We start from the raw sequence: 17,760 nt of genomic DNA on the forward strand, positions 1-17,760 counted from the left end.
TCCTTCCGCCTCGCTCGTTCGTGGTCAGGCCGGTCCGTGGTCGGATCGCCCGGTGGTCAGGATCACCAGATCGTCGCGGTGGATGATCTCGCGCTCGTACTCGGGGCCCAGCTCGCGCGCCAGCCAGCGGGTGGAGCGGCCCATCAGGTCGGGGATCTCGCCCGCGTCGTAGTTGATCAGGCCGCGGGCCACGACCACGCCGTCCGCGCCGCACAGGTCGACCGGGTCGCCGGCCGCGAAGTCGCCCTGGACGCCGGTCACCCCGGCGGGGAGCAGCGACTTGCGGCGCATGACGACCGCGTCGACCGCGCCCGCGTCCAGCATGACACGGCCCTGGCCTGTGGTGGCGTGCGCCAGCCACAGGTGCCGGGTGGACAGCCGGCGGCCGTCGCCGGGGTGGAAGCAGGTGCCGACCGGGGCGCCGGCGAGGGCGTGCGCGGCGGACGCGGCGTTGGTCAGCACCACCGGGATCCCGGCGATCCGGGCCGCCTCCACCTTGGTGATCATGCCGCCGGTGCCGACCCGCCCGGACCCGCCCAGCTCGACGCCGGCGAGGTCGGCGGGGCCGTGCACGTCCGCGATGCGGCGGGCGCCGGGACGGCTCGGGTCGCCGGTGTAGAGGGCGTCCACGTCCGACAGCAGGATCAGCGCGTCGGCCCTGGTCAGATGGGCGACCAGCGCGGCCAGCCGGTCGTTGTCGCCGAACCTGATCTCGTCGGTGGCGACGGTGTCGTTCTCGTTGACGATCGGGACGATGCCGAGGTCGAGCAGCTTGCCCAGGGCCCGCTGGGCGTTGCGGTGGTGGACGCGGCGGATCATGTCGTCGGCGGTGAGCAGCACCTGGCCGGCGGTCAGCCCGTACCGGGCGAAGGAGGAGGTGTAGCGGGCCACCAGCAGCCCCTGCCCGACGCTGGCCGCGGCCTGCTGGGTGGCCAGGTCGGCGGGGCGGCGGTTCAGCCCGAGCGGGCCGAGCCCGGCGGCGATCGCGCCGGACGACACGAAGACGATCTCGGTGCCGGCCCGGCGGCGGGCGGCCAGCACGTCGACCAGGGCGTCGATCCGGTCGGCGTCGATGGTGCCGTGCGGGGTGGTGAGCGAGGAGGAGCCGGCCTTCACGACGATGCGGCGGGCGCCCGCGATCGCGTCGCGCACGGCGGCGCGCTCCGGGGCGGCCGTCGCCCCGGCGCCGCCCGGGGCGGTGCCGTCCGGGGCGGTCGTGGCCGCCCGTGCCGTCGCGGCTGCCTGTTCGCGGCTCATGCTCTCCCTCGTGGCTCGGAGCGTCGTCCTGGCGATCGTGCGTGGTGGTCGCGGGCCGTCAGCGGCGGCCGTCGAGGCGCCGGTCGGTGCCCCGCGGCCCGGAGGCGGCCTCGCCCGCGAGCACCTCCGGCTCCCAGTCGAACACGATCGACTCCTCGTGCGTGCCGATCATGACGGTGGCCCCGGCGGCGGCGCCCGCCTCGGCCAGCGCCTGCTCGACCCCCAGCCGGGCCAGCCGGTCGGCCAGGTAGCCCACGGCCTCCTCGTTGGTGAAGTCGGTCTGCCGCAGCCACCGCACCGGCTTCTCCCCGGTGATCAGGTAGGTGTTCTCGCCCGCCGGGCGGATCTCGAAGTCGGGCGCGCCGGCGACCGGCTCCGGCCGGATCACCAGCCGGGTCGGCTCGGCCGGCGGCAGCGCGGCCCGGTACTCCTCGACCATCGCCGCCATCGCGAACGACAGCTCCCGCAGCCCCTCATGGGTGGCCGCCGAGACCTCGAACACCCGCAGCCCGCGCGCCTCGAACTCCGGCCGCACCAGCTCGGCGAGGTCGCGGCCGTCGGGCACGTCCACCTTGTTCAGCACGACGATCCGCGGCCGGTCCGACAGCGGACGGTCGCCCAGCACCCGGTCGTAGGCGCGCAGCTCCCGCTCGATCACCTCGAAGTCGCTGACCGGGTCGCGGCCCGGCTCGAGCGTGGCGCAGTCCAGCACGTGCGCCAGCGTGGACGAGCGCTCGATGTGCCGCAGGAACTCCAGGCCCAGGCCGCGGCCCTCGCTGGCGCCCTCGATCAGTCCCGGCACGTCCGCGACCGTGAACGTGGTGTCGCCCGCGCTCACCACCCCCAGGTTGGGGATCAGCGTGGTGAACGGATAGTCGGCGATCTTGGGCTTGGCCGCCGACACCGCCGCGATCAGCGAGGACTTGCCCGCGCTGGGGAAGCCGACCAGCGCCACGTCCGCGACGCTCTTGAGCTCCAGCACCACCTCGCCCTCGTCGCCCGGCTCGCCCAGCAGCGCGAACCCGGGCGCCTTGCGCTTGGCGGTGGCCAGCGCGGCGTTGCCGAGCCCGCCCTTGCCGCCCCGCGCGATCACGAACCGGGTGCCCTCCCCCACCAGGTCGGCCAGGACCGCGCCGGAGGAGTCCTTGACGACCGTCCCGTCCGGGACCGGGAGCAGCACGTCGCCGCCGTCCGCGCCGGTGCGGTGCCCGCCCTGGCCGGGACGGCCGTTGGTGGCCCTGCGGTGCGGGCGGCGGTGGTACTCCAGCAGGCTGGCGGCGTTCGCGTCGACCTGGAGGATCACGTCGCCGCCGCGCCCGCCGTTCGCGCCGTCCGGGCCGCCGAGCGGCTTGAACTTCTCCCGGTGGATCGAGGCACACCCGTTCCCGCCGTTGCCGGCGGCGACGTGCAGCACCACCCGGTCGACGAACTGCGCGCCCGAACCGGCTCCTGCGGCCACGATCTCTCCTTCACTCCGAACAGGAAACAGGGGCGGACCGTGCCGGTCCGCCCCTGTGTCAACGTCTCGCTGCGGCGGACTACTCCGCCGGGACGATGCTGACCGCGTTGCGCCCGCGGTAACGGCCGAACTCGACCTTCCCCGCGGTCAGCGCGAACAGGGTGTCGTCACCGCCACGGCCGACGTTCAGGCCGGGGTGGAAGTGGGTGCCGCGCTGCCGCACGATGATCTCGCCGGCGTTGACGACCTGGCCGCCGAAGCGCTTGACACCCAGGCGCTTGGCGTTGGAGTCCCGACCGTTACGGCTGGACGACGCGCCCTTCTTGTGTGCCATCTGACCGCTCCTCTACTTCCCCGGCTACTTTCCGGCCTCGATACCGGTGATCCTGACCTCGGTGTACGGCTGACGGTGACCCATCCGCCGCTTGTACCCGGTCTTGTTCCGGTAGTGCATGATGTTGATCTTGGGGCCCTTGACCGCGCCGAGGATCTCGGCGGTCACCTGGTACCCGGCGAGCTCGGCGGCGGAGCTGACGACCTCGTCGCCGTCCACGACCAGCACGGCCGGGAACGTGACGGTGGAACCCTCTTCGCCGGACAGTTTGTCGACGGTGAGCACGTCGTCGACGGCCACCTTCTCCTGCCTGCCGCCTGCGCGGACAATCGCGTACACCGCGGAAACCTCTCGTCTGCGCGCGCTTCCGGAGCGAACCGGTCCCGCGCGTGGTCTTCCAGCCCCCGGGCGGGGGCCTACCCGCGGCACCGGGGCCACGGGCGGCACGCCGGGCCGCTCCGCCCGGCGCTCTCCGCTGGATCTCGCCTGCCCGCCGGGTCGCTGTGACCGGCGGATGAGCCGTGCACCGAGTGGTGCAGGTCGAGATGACGCGCTCGCGCACGTCGAAACCTCAGGGTACCGGACGCCCGTACCGGACGCGAACGGCGCCGACGCGGAGGGCGGCGACCGGGGCGCCCGGGGTGGACCCGGGCGCCCCGCCGTTCACTCCCCGGCCGCGTCGCCGGAAGCCGCCTCGGCCTTGGCCCTGGTACGGCGCGTACGGCGGCGCCGCCCGTTGCTCGCCGCGGCGGCGTCGTCCGAGACCTCGCCCGAGTCCGGAGCCTCCGCGCCCTCGGCCGCCTCACCGGACTCCGCGACCGCGAAGGGCGCCTCGGCGGCGCCGGCGGCGGGCTCGGACGGCTCCACGCCGTTGACGACCGGCTCGACCGGCTCGACCGCCTCCCGGACCGCCGGAGCGGTCCCGGCGTTCTCCGCGGCGGCCTCGGCCGCCTCCACGGCCGCCTGAGGCTCGGCCTCCTGGGCCGTCTCCTGGACGGCCGCCGGCACGGGCTCGGCGCCCTCGGCCTCGTCAGGCTCCGAGGCGGGCGGTCCGGCGGGCCGCCTGGCGGACCGCGGCTTGGCCGGCTCCGCCTTGGCACGCTCCGCCTTGGCACGCTCCGCCTTCGCGGGCTCCGCCTTGGCGGACTCCTGCTTGGCCGGCTCCTGCTTGACGGGCTCCGCCTTGGCGGGCTCGTGCTGGGCGAGCTTCTCCTCGACCGCCTTCTCCACATCGCCCTTGCGCTTGCGGCGGCGCCCGCCGCCCGCCGCACCGGCGCCCGCGCCCTTGTCGGCCTTGGGCTCGACCGGCGTCAGGTGGACGTGGATGCCGCGGCCGTTGCAGGACTCGCAGGTCTCCGAGAACGCCTCCAGCAGCCCCTGGCCCACCCGCTTGCGGGTCATCTGGACCAGGCCCAGCGAGGTCACCTCGGCCACCTGGTGCTTGGTACGGTCCCGCGACAGGCACTCCACCAGCCGGCGCAGCACCAGGTCGCGGTTGTTCTCCAGCACCATGTCGATGAAGTCGATCACCACGATGCCGCCGATGTCGCGCAGCCGCAGCTGGCGCACGATCTCCTCGGCCGCCTCCAGGTTGTTGCGGGTGACCGTCTCCTCCAGGTTCCCGCCCTGGCCGGTGAACTTGCCGGTGTTGACGTCGATGACCGTCATGGCCTCGGTGCGGTCGATCACCAGCGAGCCGCCGGAGGGCAGCCACACCTTGCGGTCCAGCGCCTTGGCGATCTGCTCGTCGATCCGGTACGCCGACAGCACGTCCTGGGAGTCGGTCCAGCGCTCCACCCGGTCGGCCAGGTGCGGGGCCACGTACTCCACGTACTCCGACACCGTGTCCCAGGCGTCGGGACCGGCCACCACCAGCTTGGCGAAGTCCTCGTTGAAGATGTCGCGGACCACCCGGATGGTCAGGTCGGGCTCGCCGTACAGCAGCGAGGGCGCGGAGGCGTTCTTGACCTGCTTCTGGATGTTGCTCCACTGGGCGGCCAGCCGGGACACGTCCCGCGACAGCTCCTCCTCGGTGGCGCCCTCGGCGGCGGTCCGCACGATCACCCCGGCGTTGTCCGGCATGACCTTCTTGAGGATCTGCTTGAGCCGGCTGCGCTCCTTGTCGGGCAGCTTGCGGCTGATGCCGGTCATCGAGCCGTCCGGCACGTACACCAGGTAGCGGCCGGGCAGCGAGATCTGGCTGGTCAGCCGGGCGCCCTTGTGGCCCACCGGGTCCTTGGTGACCTGCACCAGCACCGACTGGCCGGACTTGAGCGCCGACTCGATCCGGCGCGGCTGGCCCTCCAGGCCCGCCACGTCCCAGTTGACCTCGCCCGCGTACAGCACGGCGTTGCGGCCCTTGCCGACGTCGACGAACGCCGCCTCCATCGAGGGCAGCACGTTCTGCACCTTGCCGAGGTAGACGTTGCCCACGTACGACTGGTGGGTGGCGCGGTTGACGTAGTGCTCGACCAGGACGCCGTCCTCGAGCACGGCGATCTGGGTGCGCTCGCCCTCCTGGCGGACCACCATCTGCCGCTCCACCGACTCGCGGCGGGCCAGGAACTCCGCCTCGGTGATCACCGGCGGGCGGCGGCGGCCCTGCTCGCGGCCCTCGCGGCGGCGCTGCTTCTTGGCCTCCAGCCGGGTGGAGCCGCGGACGGACTGGACCTCGTCCTCGACCGCGCGCGCGTCGCGCACGTGCACGACGGTGTTGGGCGGGTCGTCGACGGTGGCGGGCTCGCCGTCACCGGCCCCGGAGCGGCGGCGGCGACGGCGCCGGCGACGGCTGCTGCCCTGGTCGCCGCCGTCCTCGCCGTCGTCGGCGGACGTCTCGGACTCGGCGTCGGCGGCGTCCTCGTCGTGCCGGTCGCGGTCGGACCTGGCGTCCTTCTTGCGGCCCTTGTCGTCGGCGTCCTTGCCCGAGTCCTTGCCCTCGGCACGGCTCCGGCCGGACCTGCCCTTCTTCTCGGTCTTCTCAGACTTGTCGGACCTGTCGGACTTCTCGGCGCGGTCGGCCTTCTCCGCCTTCTCGGCCTTCTCGGACGCGTCCTTGCCGTCCCGGGCCTCCTCGGCCTCGGTCTCGTCGGCGGCGTCGTCGTCGGCGTCCCGGCCGCCGCGGCCGCGGCCACGGCCGCCCCGGCGCCTGCGGCGGCGCGAGGGACGGTCGCCGGACTCGTCGTCCTCGTCGCGCTCGGCGTGCGCGGCGTCCTCGAGCTCCTCGTCCTCCGCCGCGGACTTGGCGGTCTCGCGCTCGTGCTCGCGCTCGCGCTCGCGCTCCTGCTTGTCCTGGTCCTTGTCCTTGGCGCGGGACGGCGTCTCGGCCGGCTGCGGCGGCTGGAACACCACCATCGGCGGCTGGAAGGTCACGCCGGGCACGCCACCGCCGGCCGTGGTGGGCTCGGTCTCGGGCGTACGCGCGCCGCCCGGGCCCAGGTCGGGGACGAGGGGCACGCCGGGGACCTGCGGCGGACCGGCCTGCTCACCCGTCTGCCCGGTCTCGGGCACCGCGGTGGGCTCGGCGGCGGCAGCGGTGCCGGTGGCCGGGGGCGCGGCGGCACGGCGGCGGGTGCGGGTGCGGGCCGGCTTCTCCGGGGCGGCCTCGGCGGGCACGGCCTCAGCGGCCTCGGCGGCCACGGGCTCGGCGGGGGCGGGCTCCGCGGGAGCGGCCTGCGGGGCCGCCGCGGCCTCCGCCTCCTGCTCGGGCTCGGGCGCCTTGGCGGGCCTGGTGGCGCGGGAGGTGGTGCGCGTCCGGGTGCGCGCGGGCTTCTTGGGCTCGGCGGGGGGTTCGGCCGGGGGCTCGGCGGCGGCGGGGGCCGCGGCCTCTCCCGCGCCCTGCTCGCCCTCGGCCTCGTCCTCGGCGTCCTCGTCGTCCCCGGCCGTCTCGCTCACGGCGGGCGCGGGGGGCTCGGCGGGCGCGGGCGGCGGGGCGGCCGGAGCGGTGACCACCGCGGGGGCGTCCTCGATCTCCGGGGGCGGGCCGGCGGGCCGGCTGGCACGGCGGCGCGAGCGCGCCTCCGCGCCGCTCTCCGTACCGGCCGCGACCTCCTCAGCGGTGCCGTTCGCGTTCTCTGTGGCTTCGGCCTCTGCCGAATCTGCTTCGTTCTCCAGCATGCGGGCAATCTCCCGTCAGGTTCCCGGGCGCGACCTCGTTCCGCCCCCCGGGGCGGATCGGTGCGGTGCGCCGCACGGGAACTCTCCGTCAGTCGTCGGCGCCGTCACCGCCTGGCCACGCACGTGGTCCTGCGGCGACGACAAAGTCGTCGGGGGCGCGCCCGTCGCTCCCTGGAAACCGGTTCCGTGTCACCACGGCTTCGGTCCTACGAACGGGCGCCGGCGACATCCGCGCTCGCGGCCGGATCGGACTGCGGCAGCGCAGGGCCGCGCGCCGTCACGGCGTCGTCGCCGGACGGCCGTACGGCCTCTCGGTCGGGCGAGAGCTCGCCGCGATCGAGTTCGAACGGATCCGCGATCTCACCGGTGACCGCGTCGAGGGGCCCCTGCGCCAGCCTGGTCACCAGTGGCGGTGACGGCGGCGCGAGGTCGGCGACCTGGCGCAGTCCGGTGAGGATGTCGTCGGGTCGTACGGCGGGTGTGGTGTGCCGAACAACCATTCGAAGTATTGCACAAGGGGCATCCACCGCCTCCGCGGCGCGCCGGGCCGGCTCGGCCGCCCCGGCCTCCGGGGCCTCCAGAGCGCTGACGGCGGCGCGCACGTCGAAACGGCGGCGTCCCTTCTTGGTGAGGCGCTCGACCTCGATCGCGGCGGCCTCCAGGAAGGCGGCCACGGCCTCGGCGGCGTCGGTCTCCTGGACGCCGTCCAGCCGCACCCGCCACTCGGACGCCTCGAGCCGATCCGCCAACGCGCTTGACTTCTCCCGGCCGACGGCCACGACATCGACGATGTCGAGCCCGTCCGGCAGGGCGGCGTCGAGGTCGGCCCGGACCCGCGCAGGGTCGCGGGTCGCGATGAGCCCGATCTCGAGGTACTCGGCCTCACTGGCCACCCCGGTCGCCGCCGCACCCGCGTACGAGATCTTCGGGTGCGGACTGAATCCCGCGCTGAACGCGACAGGGATCCCGGCGCGCCGCACGGCGCGTTCCACGGCCCGGGATATGTCGCGATGGCTGGTGAACCGCAGCCTGCCGCGCTTGGCGTAGCGCACGCGGAGGCGCTGGATCACTGGGGCCGGTGCGGGACCCTCCGGCATGGGTGCCAGGGCTGTTGTCCTTCCTACTCGTGCCGAGTCGAAAACGTCTCCCTATAGAGTACGGGTCGCCCGGGGCCGTTGGGCCCGGCGGCCGCGCCCGAAACGGTCGCGATCAGTACCGGCGCGGCCCCGGTCGGTTCCGGAAACCCCGTACCCGAAGGCGGTTCGGGCTTCTCTCCGGAAGTCCTCCCCAGCAAGACGATCTTTCATACTCTTCGGCGAAAAAGTCGTCGGAGTCCTCAGACGACCGACAGCGGCAGCAGCTTCTTGCCGGTGGGGCCGATCTGGATCTCGGTGCCCATGGTGGGGCAGACCCCGCAGTCGTAGCACGGCGTCCAGCGGCAGTCCTCGACCTCGGTCTCGTCGACGGCGTCCTGCCAGTCCTGCCAGAGCCACTCGCGGTCGAGCCCGGCGTCGAGGTGGTCCCAGGGCAGCACCTCGACCTCGTCGCGCTCGCGCACGGTGTACCAGTCGAGGTCGACGGGCTCGCCGGCCAGGGCCTTCTCGGCGCCGGCCGTCCAGCGGTCGTAGGAGAAGTGCTCGCTCCAGCCGTCGAAGCGGCCGCCGTCCTCCCACACCGCGCGGATCACCCTGCCGACCCGGCGGTCGCCGCGCGACAGCAGGCCCTCGATGATCGACGGCTGGCCGTCGTGGTAGCGCAGGCCGATGGCGCGGCCGTACTCCTTGTCACCGCGCAGGGCGTCCTTCAGGGCCCGCAGCCGCCGGTCGACGGTCTCGTGGTCGCACTGGGCGGCCCACTGGAACGGGGTGTGCGGCTTGGGCACGAACCCGCCGATGGACACCGTGCAGCGGACGTCCCTGCGGCCGGTGGCGTCCCGGCCCGCCTTGATCACCCGCTTGGCCATGTCGGCGATGGCCAGGACGTCCTCGTCCTCCTCGGTGGGCAGCCCGCACATGAAGTACAGCTTGACCTGGCGCCAGCCGTTCTCGTAGGCGGTGGTCACGGTGCGGATGAGGTCGTCCTCGGTGACCATCTTGTTGATCACCTTGCGCATCCGCTCGGAGCCGCCCTCGGGGGCGAAGGTCAGCCCGGAGCGGCGCCCGCCCCGGGAGAACTCGTTGGCCAGCGTGATGTTGAACGCGTCGACCCGCGTCGAGGGCAGCGACAGCGAGGTGTTGGTGCCCTCGTAGCGGTCGGCCAGGCCCTTGGCGACCTCGCCGATCTCGCTGTGGTCGGCGCTGGAGAGGCTGAGCAGCCCGACCTCCTGGAAGCCGCTCTCCTTCAGGCCGGTGTCGACCATGTCGCCGATCGTGGTGATCGACCGCTCCCGCACCGGACGGGTGATCATCCCGGCCTGGCAGAACCGGCAGCCGCGGGTGCAGCCGCGGAAGATCTCCACGCTGAACCGCTCGTGCACGGTCTCGGCCAGCGGCACCAGCGGCTTCTTCGGGTACGGCCACTGGTCGAGGTCCATCACGGTGTGCTTCTCGACCCGCCACGGCACGCCGGGGCGGTTGGGCGCGACCCGCTGGATCCGCCCGTCGGGCAGGTAGGTCACGTCGAAGAACCGCGGCACGTACACGCCGCCGGAGCGGGCCAGCCGCATCAGCAGCTCGTCGCGCCCGCCGGGCCGCCCCTCGGCCTTCCACTCCCGGATCACCTCGGTGATCGCCAGCGCGATCTCCTCGCCGTCGCCGAGCACGGCGGCGTCGAGGAAGTCGGCGACCGGCTCGGGGTTGAACGCCGCGTGCCCGCCGGCCAGCACGATCGGATGATCCTCGCCGCGGTCGGCCGCCTCCAGCGGGATGCCGGCCAGGTCCAGCGCGGTCAGCAGGTTGGTGTAGCCGAGCTCGGTGGAGAACGAGACGCCCAGCACGTCGAACGCCCCGACCGGCCGGTGCGCGTCGACGGTGAACTGCGGGATCCCGTGCTCCCGCATGATCGCCTCGAGGTCGGGCCAGACGCTGTAGGTGCGCTCGGCCAGCACGCCCTCACGCTCGTTGAGGATCTCGTAGAGGATCTGGACGCCCTGGTTGGGCAGCCCGACCTCGTAGGCGTCCGGGTACATCAGCGCCCACCGGACCTCGGCCTCGTCCCAGTCCTGCACCTGGGAGTTCAGCTCGCCGCCGACATACTGAATCGGCTTCTGCACGCGCGGGAGCAGCGGCTCCAGACGCGGGAAGATCGACTCGACAGGCATGCGATGTCCTCCGGGATTCCGGGAAAGGGCCTTGGGATCGATCCATCCGGATGCGGATGGACCATCCAGCGTACCGCCGCGGGCCGGGCCCCGGCGCCGTTCAAGATCGTCCGGTCGACGGCCCGCGCGCTCAGTCGAAGGGGCGGCGTCTCAGATGGACGGCCTGCAGCAGCCCCAGCGCGATCATGTTCGCGAACGTGGCCGACCCGCCGTACGACACGAACGGCAGCGGCAGCCCGGTGATCGGCATGATCCCCAGCGTCATCCCGATGTTCTCGAACGACTGGAACGCCATCCAGCACACGATCCCGGAGGCGACCAGCGTGCCGAACAGGTCGGCGGCCTGCGTCGCGATCCGCAGCCCCCGCCACATGACCACGCCCAGCAGCAGCACGATCACCGCCGCGCCGACGAAGCCGAGCTCCTCGCCCGCGACGGTGAAGATGAAGTCGGTCTGCTGCTCGGGCACGAAGTGCCCGCCGGTCTGCTCGCCGTTGAACAGGCCCTTGCCCGTCACCCCGCCGGAGCCGACCGCGATCCGGGCCTGCTGGGCGTTGTAGCCCGCCCCGCGCGGGTCGGCGGAGGGGTCCATGAACGCGGTGAACCGGGCCAGCTGGTACGGCTTGAGCAGCTCGAAGAACCACGCGGCGAAGGCCACCAGCAGCCCGCCGCCCACCAGCCCGGCCAGCCAGCGCTTGGGCGAGCCGGAGATGGCCAGCATCCCCAGCACCACCGCGATGAACACCAGCGTGGTGCCCAGGTCGGGCTGCAGCATGATCAGCGCGGCGGGCGCGCCCGCCAGGCCCAGCGCCAGCAGCATGTCGCGGCCGCCGGGGCCGACCTCGCCGTCCCGCGGCTCCCCCAGGATCATCGCCAGCAGCACCACCAGCCCGACCTTGGCGAACTCCGAGGGCTGCAACTGGAACCCGCCGCCGAGCACGATCCAGGAGTGCGAGCCGTTGATCGTGTCGCCCAGCGGGGTCAGCACCGCGATCAGCCCGACCACCGACAGGCCGTACAGGATCGGCGCGTAGGCGCGCAGCAGCCGGTAGTCGAGCAGCGCGACCAGGGCGCCCACCCCGAACGCCAGCACGACGTTGAGGATGTGCCGCTGGAAGAAGCTCTCGGGGTCGTCGCCGCGCTCGGTCAGCAGCGGGACGGTCGCCGCCCGCACCAGCAGCGCGCCGATGACCGACAGCACCAGCACCGCCAGCACCAGCACCCAGTCGAGCCGGCGCAGCGCGCCCACCCGCCGCCGCCAGGCGCTCTGGTCGACGTAGCCCTCCAGGGAGCCGGCGCCGACGTCGCCGATCACGGCTCGGTCCTCAGCGCGCGGATGTCGGGCAGCCGGTCGGGCAGCTTCCCGTCCTTGAGCGCGGGCTTCTGACCGTTGAGCCCGTACATCGCCTCGTAGATCTGCCGGACGGCGGGCCCGGCGGTGGACCCGCCGGTGCCGCCCTGGGAGACCATCGCGACGACGGCGTACCGCGGCTTGTCGGCCGGGGCGAACGAGGCGAACCAGGAGGTGTCGTTCTTGCCCCACACCTCGGCGGTGCCGGTCTTGCCCGCCACGTGGACCTTCTTGAAATCGAACCCCTGGAACGCCCCGGCGGCCGTACCCGACTTGGTCACCTCCGCCAGGGCCCCGCGCATGTACTTCAGCACCTTGGAGTCGACCGGCAGCTTCGGCGCGGGCGGCGGGTCGATGCGGCGCGCCACCGTGCCGTCGGGCCGGACCACCGCCACCCCGACGCGCGGCACGACCAGCCGCCCGCCGTTGGCCAGCGCCGCGTACGAGCGGGCCAGCTGCAGCGGGGTGACCAGGATGTCGCCCTGCCCGACCGAGAAGTTGGCGGCGTCGCCGGCGCGCCACACGAAGCCCTCGGCGCAGTTCTCGGCGGCGACGGCCTTGAGGTAGGCGGCGCGGCCCGGATCGGTCTTGGCGATCTCGGGGTAGCCCTGCTTGGCGCCCTTGCAGTCGGCCTTCTTGGTGGCGTTCCAGTACTCGCGCTTCCACCCGCGGTCGGGGATGCGGCCGGGCGTCTCCCCCGGCAGGTCGATCCCGCTGCGGGCGCCGAAGCCCCACTCGCGGGCCATCGCGACCATCGGGTCCTTGGGGTTCTTGCGCGGCTTCATGCCGCCGTCGCGCAGCCACTCCTCGTAGGCGAACTTGTAGAAGATCGTGTCGCAGGAGACGACCAGGGCCTTGTGCAGGTTCATGGGGCCGTGCCCCTGGCCCTCGAAGTTGGTGAACGCGCGGCTGCCCACGTTGTACGACCCCGGGCACGGGTAGATGCCGTTGAGCGAGTAGCCGTCGGAGATCGCCGCCGCCACCGAGGAGATCTTGAACGTGGAGCCCGGCGCGAACTGCCCGTGCGTGGCCCGGGAGATCAGCGGCTCGCCGCGCTTCTTGCCCAGCAGCGCGTCGTAGTCGTCCTGGGAGATCCCGCCGGTCCAGATGGCGGGGTCGTAGGTGGGGCGGCTGGCCAGCGCCACGACCCGGCCGTTGGTCACGTCCATGACGACGGCGGCGCCCGCGTCGGCCTTCTCGCCGCGCCCGCGGGCCGCCTTCATCTGGTCGTCCAGGGCCTTCTCGGCGGCGGCCTGGATCCGCGCGTCGATGCTGGTGATCAGGGTGTCGCCGGGGACGGGGGCCTGCTCGGAGGCGGTGCCGGTCACCCGGCCCTGGCTGTCGACCAGGACCCGCCGCAGGCCGGGCTCGCCGCTCAGGTCGGCGTCGTAGGTGGCCTCCAGGCCGTCCCGGCCGACCAGGTCGACGCCGCTGTAGCCGGTGAACTTGGCGCCCTTGCGCTTGTCGAGCTCCTCCTGCGTGACCGGCTGGAGGTAGCCCAGCGCCTGCACCGCGGTCGCCCCCTCCGGCTTCGGGTACTCGCGGACGGCCTGGACCTGCGCGGTCACGCCGGGGAACTCCTCCTGCCGCTCCATGATCTGCAGGGCGCGCTTGGGGTCGACCCGGTCGTCCACGGGGATCGGCTGGTAGGGCGAGCCGGGCCAGCACGGCCGCTTGACCGTCGGCGAGCACAGCCGGGTCCGCTTCATCAGCTCGTCGTAGGAGGTGCCGAGCACGCCGGCCAGCCGGGTCAGGATCGCCCTGCCGTCGTCCTTCTGCCGCGACAGCGTGGTCTTGTCGACCGAGACGACCAGCGCGGTGCGGTTGCGCACCAGCGCCCGCCCCGAGCTGTCGAGGATCATGCCGCGCACCGGGGGCACCACGATGTCGCGGATGCGGTTCTGCTCGGCGACCTGCCGGTAGTGCGCGCCGTCCAGGACCTGCATCGTCCACAGCCGCCCCATCAGCACCAGCAGCATCGCGGCGACCAGGACGTACAGCACGACCAGCCGGAAGTGGGTCCGCGGGTTCACAGGCCCGACCCCCGGCCCGACATGGCGCGGTAGCGGGCGGCCGGCACCGCCATCCGGTCGCGGGAGCGGTCGCGGGACTCGTGCCGGCCGGTCACCTTCAGGACCGACCACACCACGAACGGGCTGGCGATCACGTCGTAGAGCACCTGGAGCGGCACCATCCGCGACACCAGCGCCCAGCTCGATCTGGGGTCGCCCAGCATCATCCCGGTCAGCGCGTACAGCACCGTCCCGGCCAGCGCCCCGGCCGCCACCGCCAGGAACGGCACCAGCGACTGCCGGTCCATCTCGTCGGCGGCCAGCCCGCACACGTAGCCGATCAGGCAGTACACCAGCGCGTACCGGCCGATGGTGTGGTCGGCGGGCGGGATGATGTCGGCCGCCAGCCCGGCGGCGAACCCGGCGACGACGCCGGTCAGCGACCCGTACACCAGGGCCAGCGCCACCACGGCCAGCAGCACCAGGTCGGGCGTGATCTGCCCGGGCAGCGGCAGCCGGTTGGCCACCGACACCTGCAGGATCAGCGCGACCGCCAGCACCACGACCGCCATCAGCTTGCGGCCGGCCGCCGGCGAGCTCTCCGGTGCGTTCAGCACGTCGATCAGTCCCCCGATTCGGTGGTGGTCGGCCTCGGCGACCGGCCGGGCGACCGGCTCGGCGTCGGGCCGGGCTCCCCGCTCGGCCTGCCCTCGGCCGCCCGGGAGGAGGTGGCGCTCGGGGTGGGCGTGGGACTCGGGGAGGGCGGCTTGGGCGGCAGCACGGCGTCGCGCGGGTCGGCCTTGGGCGGCGCGACCACCACGGCCACCACGTCCAGCGTGGTGAAGCGGGTGAACGGGCGGATGTAGGCGGTGCGGGTCAGGCCGCCGATCGGCTCGTCGATCCGCTCGACGACCCCGATCGGCACGCCCGGCACGTACGGCCGCTCGCCCTGCGACCCGAGCGTGACCAGCCGCTGCCCGACCTTCATCGGCGCGTGCGCGTTGAGCAGCTGGAACCGCATCGGGGTGGCGCCGCCGCCGCCGAACCCGCGGCGGCCCCGGCCCTGCACGATCCCGATCTCGCGGGAGTCCTCCAGCCGGCTGCCGACCGAGGAGGTCACGTCGGTGGCCAGCAGGACGGTCGCGGTGGCGGGGCCGACCCGGGTGACCCGGCCGACCAGCCCGTCCGCGCTCATCACCGTCATGTCGGGCCTGACCCCGCTGCGGCTGCCGACGTCCAGCGTGACGGTGTCCTCGAAGCCCTGACCGGCCGAGATCACCTGCGCCGCGACGATCTTGTACCCGCCGATGCCGGCGGTGCCGAGCAGCCGGTCCAGCTGCGCGCCGCGGGTCTTGTCCATCCCGCTGGAGCGCAGCTGCTCGCGCAGCCGCTGGTTCTCGCGCTCCAGCCGGTCGGCCCGGCGGCGCTCGCCGGGCGCGTCGGTGATCGCGTCGAAGGTGTTGCCGATCGGCCGCACCACCGAGGCCGACGCACGCTCGACCGGGCCGAAGACCGCGGCGCCCACGCCGCGCAGCCCGCGCAGCGGGGAGTCGGCCCCGCCGCGGTAGTCGACCGTGATCAGCGCCAGCGCGACCACGAGCAGCACTCCGAGGACCACGCGGGTCCGCCGGGTGTCCTTCACCCACCGACCTCCCGATTCATCGCCTGTGGGTGGGGCGTCAGTGTCGCCGGAGGGGCCGGTCTCCCGGCCCCTCCGGACGGCTCCGCCGGCCCGTCAGGAACCGTCCGGGGGCGGTCCCCCGGACGCCTGAGGGCGCCGCCGGCCCGTCAGTGCCTGGGCTCGGGAACGAGCACCTGCCGCAGCGACTCGAAGTCCTCCACGCACTTGCCGGTGCCGAGCACCACCGAGTCGAGCGGGTTGTCGACCAGATGGATCGGCATCCCGGTCTCCTCCCGGAGCCGCTCGTCGAGGTTCTTCAGCAGCGCGCCGCCGCCGGTGAGGGCGATCCCGCGGTCCATGATGTCGCCGGACAGCTCGGGCGGGCACTTGTCGAGGGTGGTCTTGACCGCGTCCACGATCGCGTTGACCGGCTCCTCGATCGCCCGCCGCACCTCCTCGGCGGAGATCACGACAGTCTTGGGCAGTCCGCTGACCAGGTCGCGGCCGCGGATCTCGGCGTGCGGCTCCTCGTCCTTGGTGGGGAACGCGGAGCCGATCGCCATCTTGATCTCCTCGGCGGTACGTTCCCCGAGCATCAGGGAGTACTCCTTCTTGGAGAAGGAGATCACCGCCTGGTCGAGCTCGTCGCCGCCGACCCGGACCGACTGGCTGGTGACGATGCCGCCCAGCGAGATGATCGCGACCTCGGTGGTGCCGCCGCCGATGTCGACGACCATGTTGCCGGTGGGTTCGTACACCGGGAGCCCGGCGCCGATGGCGGCGGCCATGGGCTCCTCGATGATGTAGACCCGGCGGGCGCCGGCCTGGTAGCCGGCCTCCTTCACCGCGCGCTGCTCCACCCCGGTGATGCCGCTGGGCACCGCCACCACGATCCGCGGTTTGGCGAAATGCCGTCTTTTATGCACCTTTTGGATGAAATAGCGGAGCATGCGTTCGGTGACGTCGAAGTCGGCGATCACTCCGTCCTTGAGGGGTCGCACGGCGACGATGTTTCCCGGGGTGCGGCCGATCATCCGCTTCGCCTCGATCCCGACCGCGACGATCTTCCCAGTGTTGGTGTTGATCGCCACGACCGAGGGCTCGTTGAGGACGATGCCGCGCCCGCGCACATAGACCAGCGTGTTGGCGGTGCCAAGATCGACCGCCATGTCACGGCCGAGGAACGACAGCTTGTTACCCATGAAGAAAGGGAGCCCTTCATGCTTGACGGGCGTGCAGAGCGGCGCCCCCATCGTAACGCGACGAAGCCGGGCAGGGCAGGCACCGGAAGGCCGCGAGTCGCCTAAAAAACGGGTGTTGAGCTGGTGAGTTCCCGGTTAAAGACAGCGCGGGCCGGAAGATCCGGCCCGCGTGTCCAGGGTTTCCCGCGGTGATCGCCCGAATGCGCGGCGCACCGGCGGGGGGTGATCGACCTCAGCCCAGGTCGGGGAAGAACAGCTTGATCTCGCGCTCGGCCGAGTAGGTCGAGTCGGAGCCGTGCACGATGTTCTCACCGATCTCCAGGGCGTGGTCGCCGCGGATGGTGCCGGGGGTGGCGTTCACCGGGTCGGTGGCGCCGGCCAGCGCGCGGAACGCCTCGACGGCGCGCGGCCCCTCCACGACCATCGCCACCAGCGGACCGCCGGTGATGAACTCGACCAGCTCGCCGAAGAACGGCTTCTCGGCGTGCTCCTCGTAGTGGGCCTCGGCCGTCTCGCGCGGCAGCGTCCGCAGTTCCAGCGCCACGAGCTTCAGGCCCTTGCGCTCGATCCGCGAGATGACGTCGCCGACGACACCGCGGCGGACGCCGTCGGGCTTGACCAGGACAAGAGTGCGCTCGGACACGGATGGTCCTCCTTGGAATGTCGGATGGCGGGCGCGCCCCGCTGCGGGGGCCTGCCGGAAGAGGCGCACCCCCCGCGCCCAGAGGCGGCCCCTGCGCTCAAAGGTGGGTGCGCCGCGAAGCTTACCCGGCTCCGGGCTCCGGAACGGCCGCGCCGCCGCCGCTCCGGCGCCGGGCGGCCAGCGCCAGCAGCACGGCGATCACCCCGGCCGCCACGAGCCAGATCCGGTAGCCGTCGGTCAGCACCGCCAGCCGCTGCGCCGCCGTCTCGGGCGGCGCCTGGTACCAGCGGCCCGCCTGCAGCGACAGGACCAGGAGCTGGCCGGTGAGGACGGCCGGGAAGCACAGGCCCAGGCCGAAGAGGGCCGCGCCCACCCCGGCGTCGCGCAGCGAGGCGGCCAGCGCCAGCCCGGCGCCCAGCCCCAGCGGCACCAGCACCGCGGCCTGGGCTCCCGGGTGGTCGTCACCGAGATCGATCCGGTGAAGGCGCTGGACGCGGCGCTGCAGGGCT

The 17,760-nt window shown here is 73.3% G+C and carries 14 protein-coding genes; all 14 read right to left on the minus strand.

Going from position 1 to position 17,760, the window contains the following annotated elements:
- Positions 1-24 precede the first annotated feature (24 nt).
- A complete protein-coding gene (gene proB, locus ACFPZN_RS50185) occupies positions 25-1,257 on the minus strand; it encodes a glutamate 5-kinase (protein ID WP_378291279.1) in 1,233 nt (410 codons plus the stop codon).
- A gap of 58 nt (positions 1,258-1,315) precedes the next feature.
- The gene (gene obgE / locus ACFPZN_RS50190; protein ID WP_378291281.1) at positions 1,316-2,716 is read right to left on the minus strand and encodes a GTPase ObgE; all 1,401 of its coding nucleotides are present in this window, start codon (positions 2,714-2,716) and stop codon (positions 1,316-1,318) included.
- 79 nt (positions 2,717-2,795) lie between these two features.
- Positions 2,796-3,050, minus strand: a complete 255-nt coding sequence (rpmA, locus tag ACFPZN_RS50195; RefSeq protein ID WP_378291283.1) for a 50S ribosomal protein L27 — start codon at positions 3,048-3,050, stop codon at positions 2,796-2,798.
- Between the two features lie 24 nt (positions 3,051-3,074).
- Entirely contained in the window at positions 3,075-3,389 is a 315-nt protein-coding gene (gene rplU / locus ACFPZN_RS50200; RefSeq protein WP_378291285.1) for a 50S ribosomal protein L21, read from the minus strand.
- A gap of 324 nt (positions 3,390-3,713) precedes the next feature.
- The gene (locus tag ACFPZN_RS50205; RefSeq protein WP_378291287.1) at positions 3,714-7,163 is read right to left on the minus strand and encodes an Rne/Rng family ribonuclease; all 3,450 of its coding nucleotides are present in this window, start codon (positions 7,161-7,163) and stop codon (positions 3,714-3,716) included.
- A 206-nt stretch (positions 7,164-7,369) separates the two neighbouring features.
- On the minus strand, positions 7,370-8,260 hold the full coding sequence (locus ACFPZN_RS50210) for a TIGR03936 family radical SAM-associated protein (RefSeq protein ID WP_378291289.1): 891 nt from the start codon (positions 8,258-8,260) through the stop codon (positions 7,370-7,372).
- Between the two features lie 239 nt (positions 8,261-8,499).
- Complete coding sequence (locus ACFPZN_RS50215) at positions 8,500-10,422, minus strand: TIGR03960 family B12-binding radical SAM protein (protein WP_378291291.1); 1,923 nt, start codon at positions 10,420-10,422, stop codon at positions 8,500-8,502.
- Between the two features lie 130 nt (positions 10,423-10,552).
- The gene (gene rodA / locus ACFPZN_RS50220) at positions 10,553-11,737 is read right to left on the minus strand and encodes a rod shape-determining protein RodA (RefSeq protein WP_378291293.1); all 1,185 of its coding nucleotides are present in this window, start codon (positions 11,735-11,737) and stop codon (positions 10,553-10,555) included.
- Positions 11,734-13,806: a penicillin-binding protein 2 gene (gene mrdA, locus ACFPZN_RS50225; protein WP_378291295.1), complete on the minus strand. Its 2,073-nt coding sequence runs from the start codon at positions 13,804-13,806 to the stop codon at positions 11,734-11,736. The genes rodA and mrdA overlap by 4 nt, the downstream gene beginning before the upstream one ends.
- The gene (gene mreD, locus ACFPZN_RS50230; protein ID WP_378291298.1) at positions 13,803-14,402 is read right to left on the minus strand and encodes a rod shape-determining protein MreD; all 600 of its coding nucleotides are present in this window, start codon (positions 14,400-14,402) and stop codon (positions 13,803-13,805) included. The genes mrdA and mreD overlap by 4 nt, the downstream gene beginning before the upstream one ends.
- Before the next feature lie 5 nt (positions 14,403-14,407).
- The gene (mreC, locus tag ACFPZN_RS50235; protein WP_378291300.1) at positions 14,408-15,427 is read right to left on the minus strand and encodes a rod shape-determining protein MreC; all 1,020 of its coding nucleotides are present in this window, start codon (positions 15,425-15,427) and stop codon (positions 14,408-14,410) included.
- Between the two features lie 146 nt (positions 15,428-15,573).
- Positions 15,574-16,608 carry a rod shape-determining protein gene (locus ACFPZN_RS50240; protein ID WP_378291302.1) on the minus strand — a complete coding sequence of 345 codons (1,035 nt, stop codon included), beginning with the start codon at positions 16,606-16,608 and terminating at the stop codon, positions 15,574-15,576.
- 232 nt (positions 16,609-16,840) lie between these two features.
- On the minus strand, positions 16,841-17,251 hold the full coding sequence (ndk, locus tag ACFPZN_RS50245) for a nucleoside-diphosphate kinase (RefSeq protein ID WP_378291305.1): 411 nt from the start codon (positions 17,249-17,251) through the stop codon (positions 16,841-16,843).
- Between the two features lie 121 nt (positions 17,252-17,372).
- On the minus strand, positions 17,373-17,760 hold a 388-nt coding region (locus ACFPZN_RS50250), incomplete at its 5' end, for a hypothetical protein (RefSeq protein ID WP_378291309.1).

Source organism: Actinomadura rugatobispora, from assembly GCF_042656285.1.
Classification (GTDB): Bacteria; Actinomycetota; Actinomycetes; order Streptosporangiales; family Streptosporangiaceae; genus Spirillospora; species Spirillospora rugatobispora.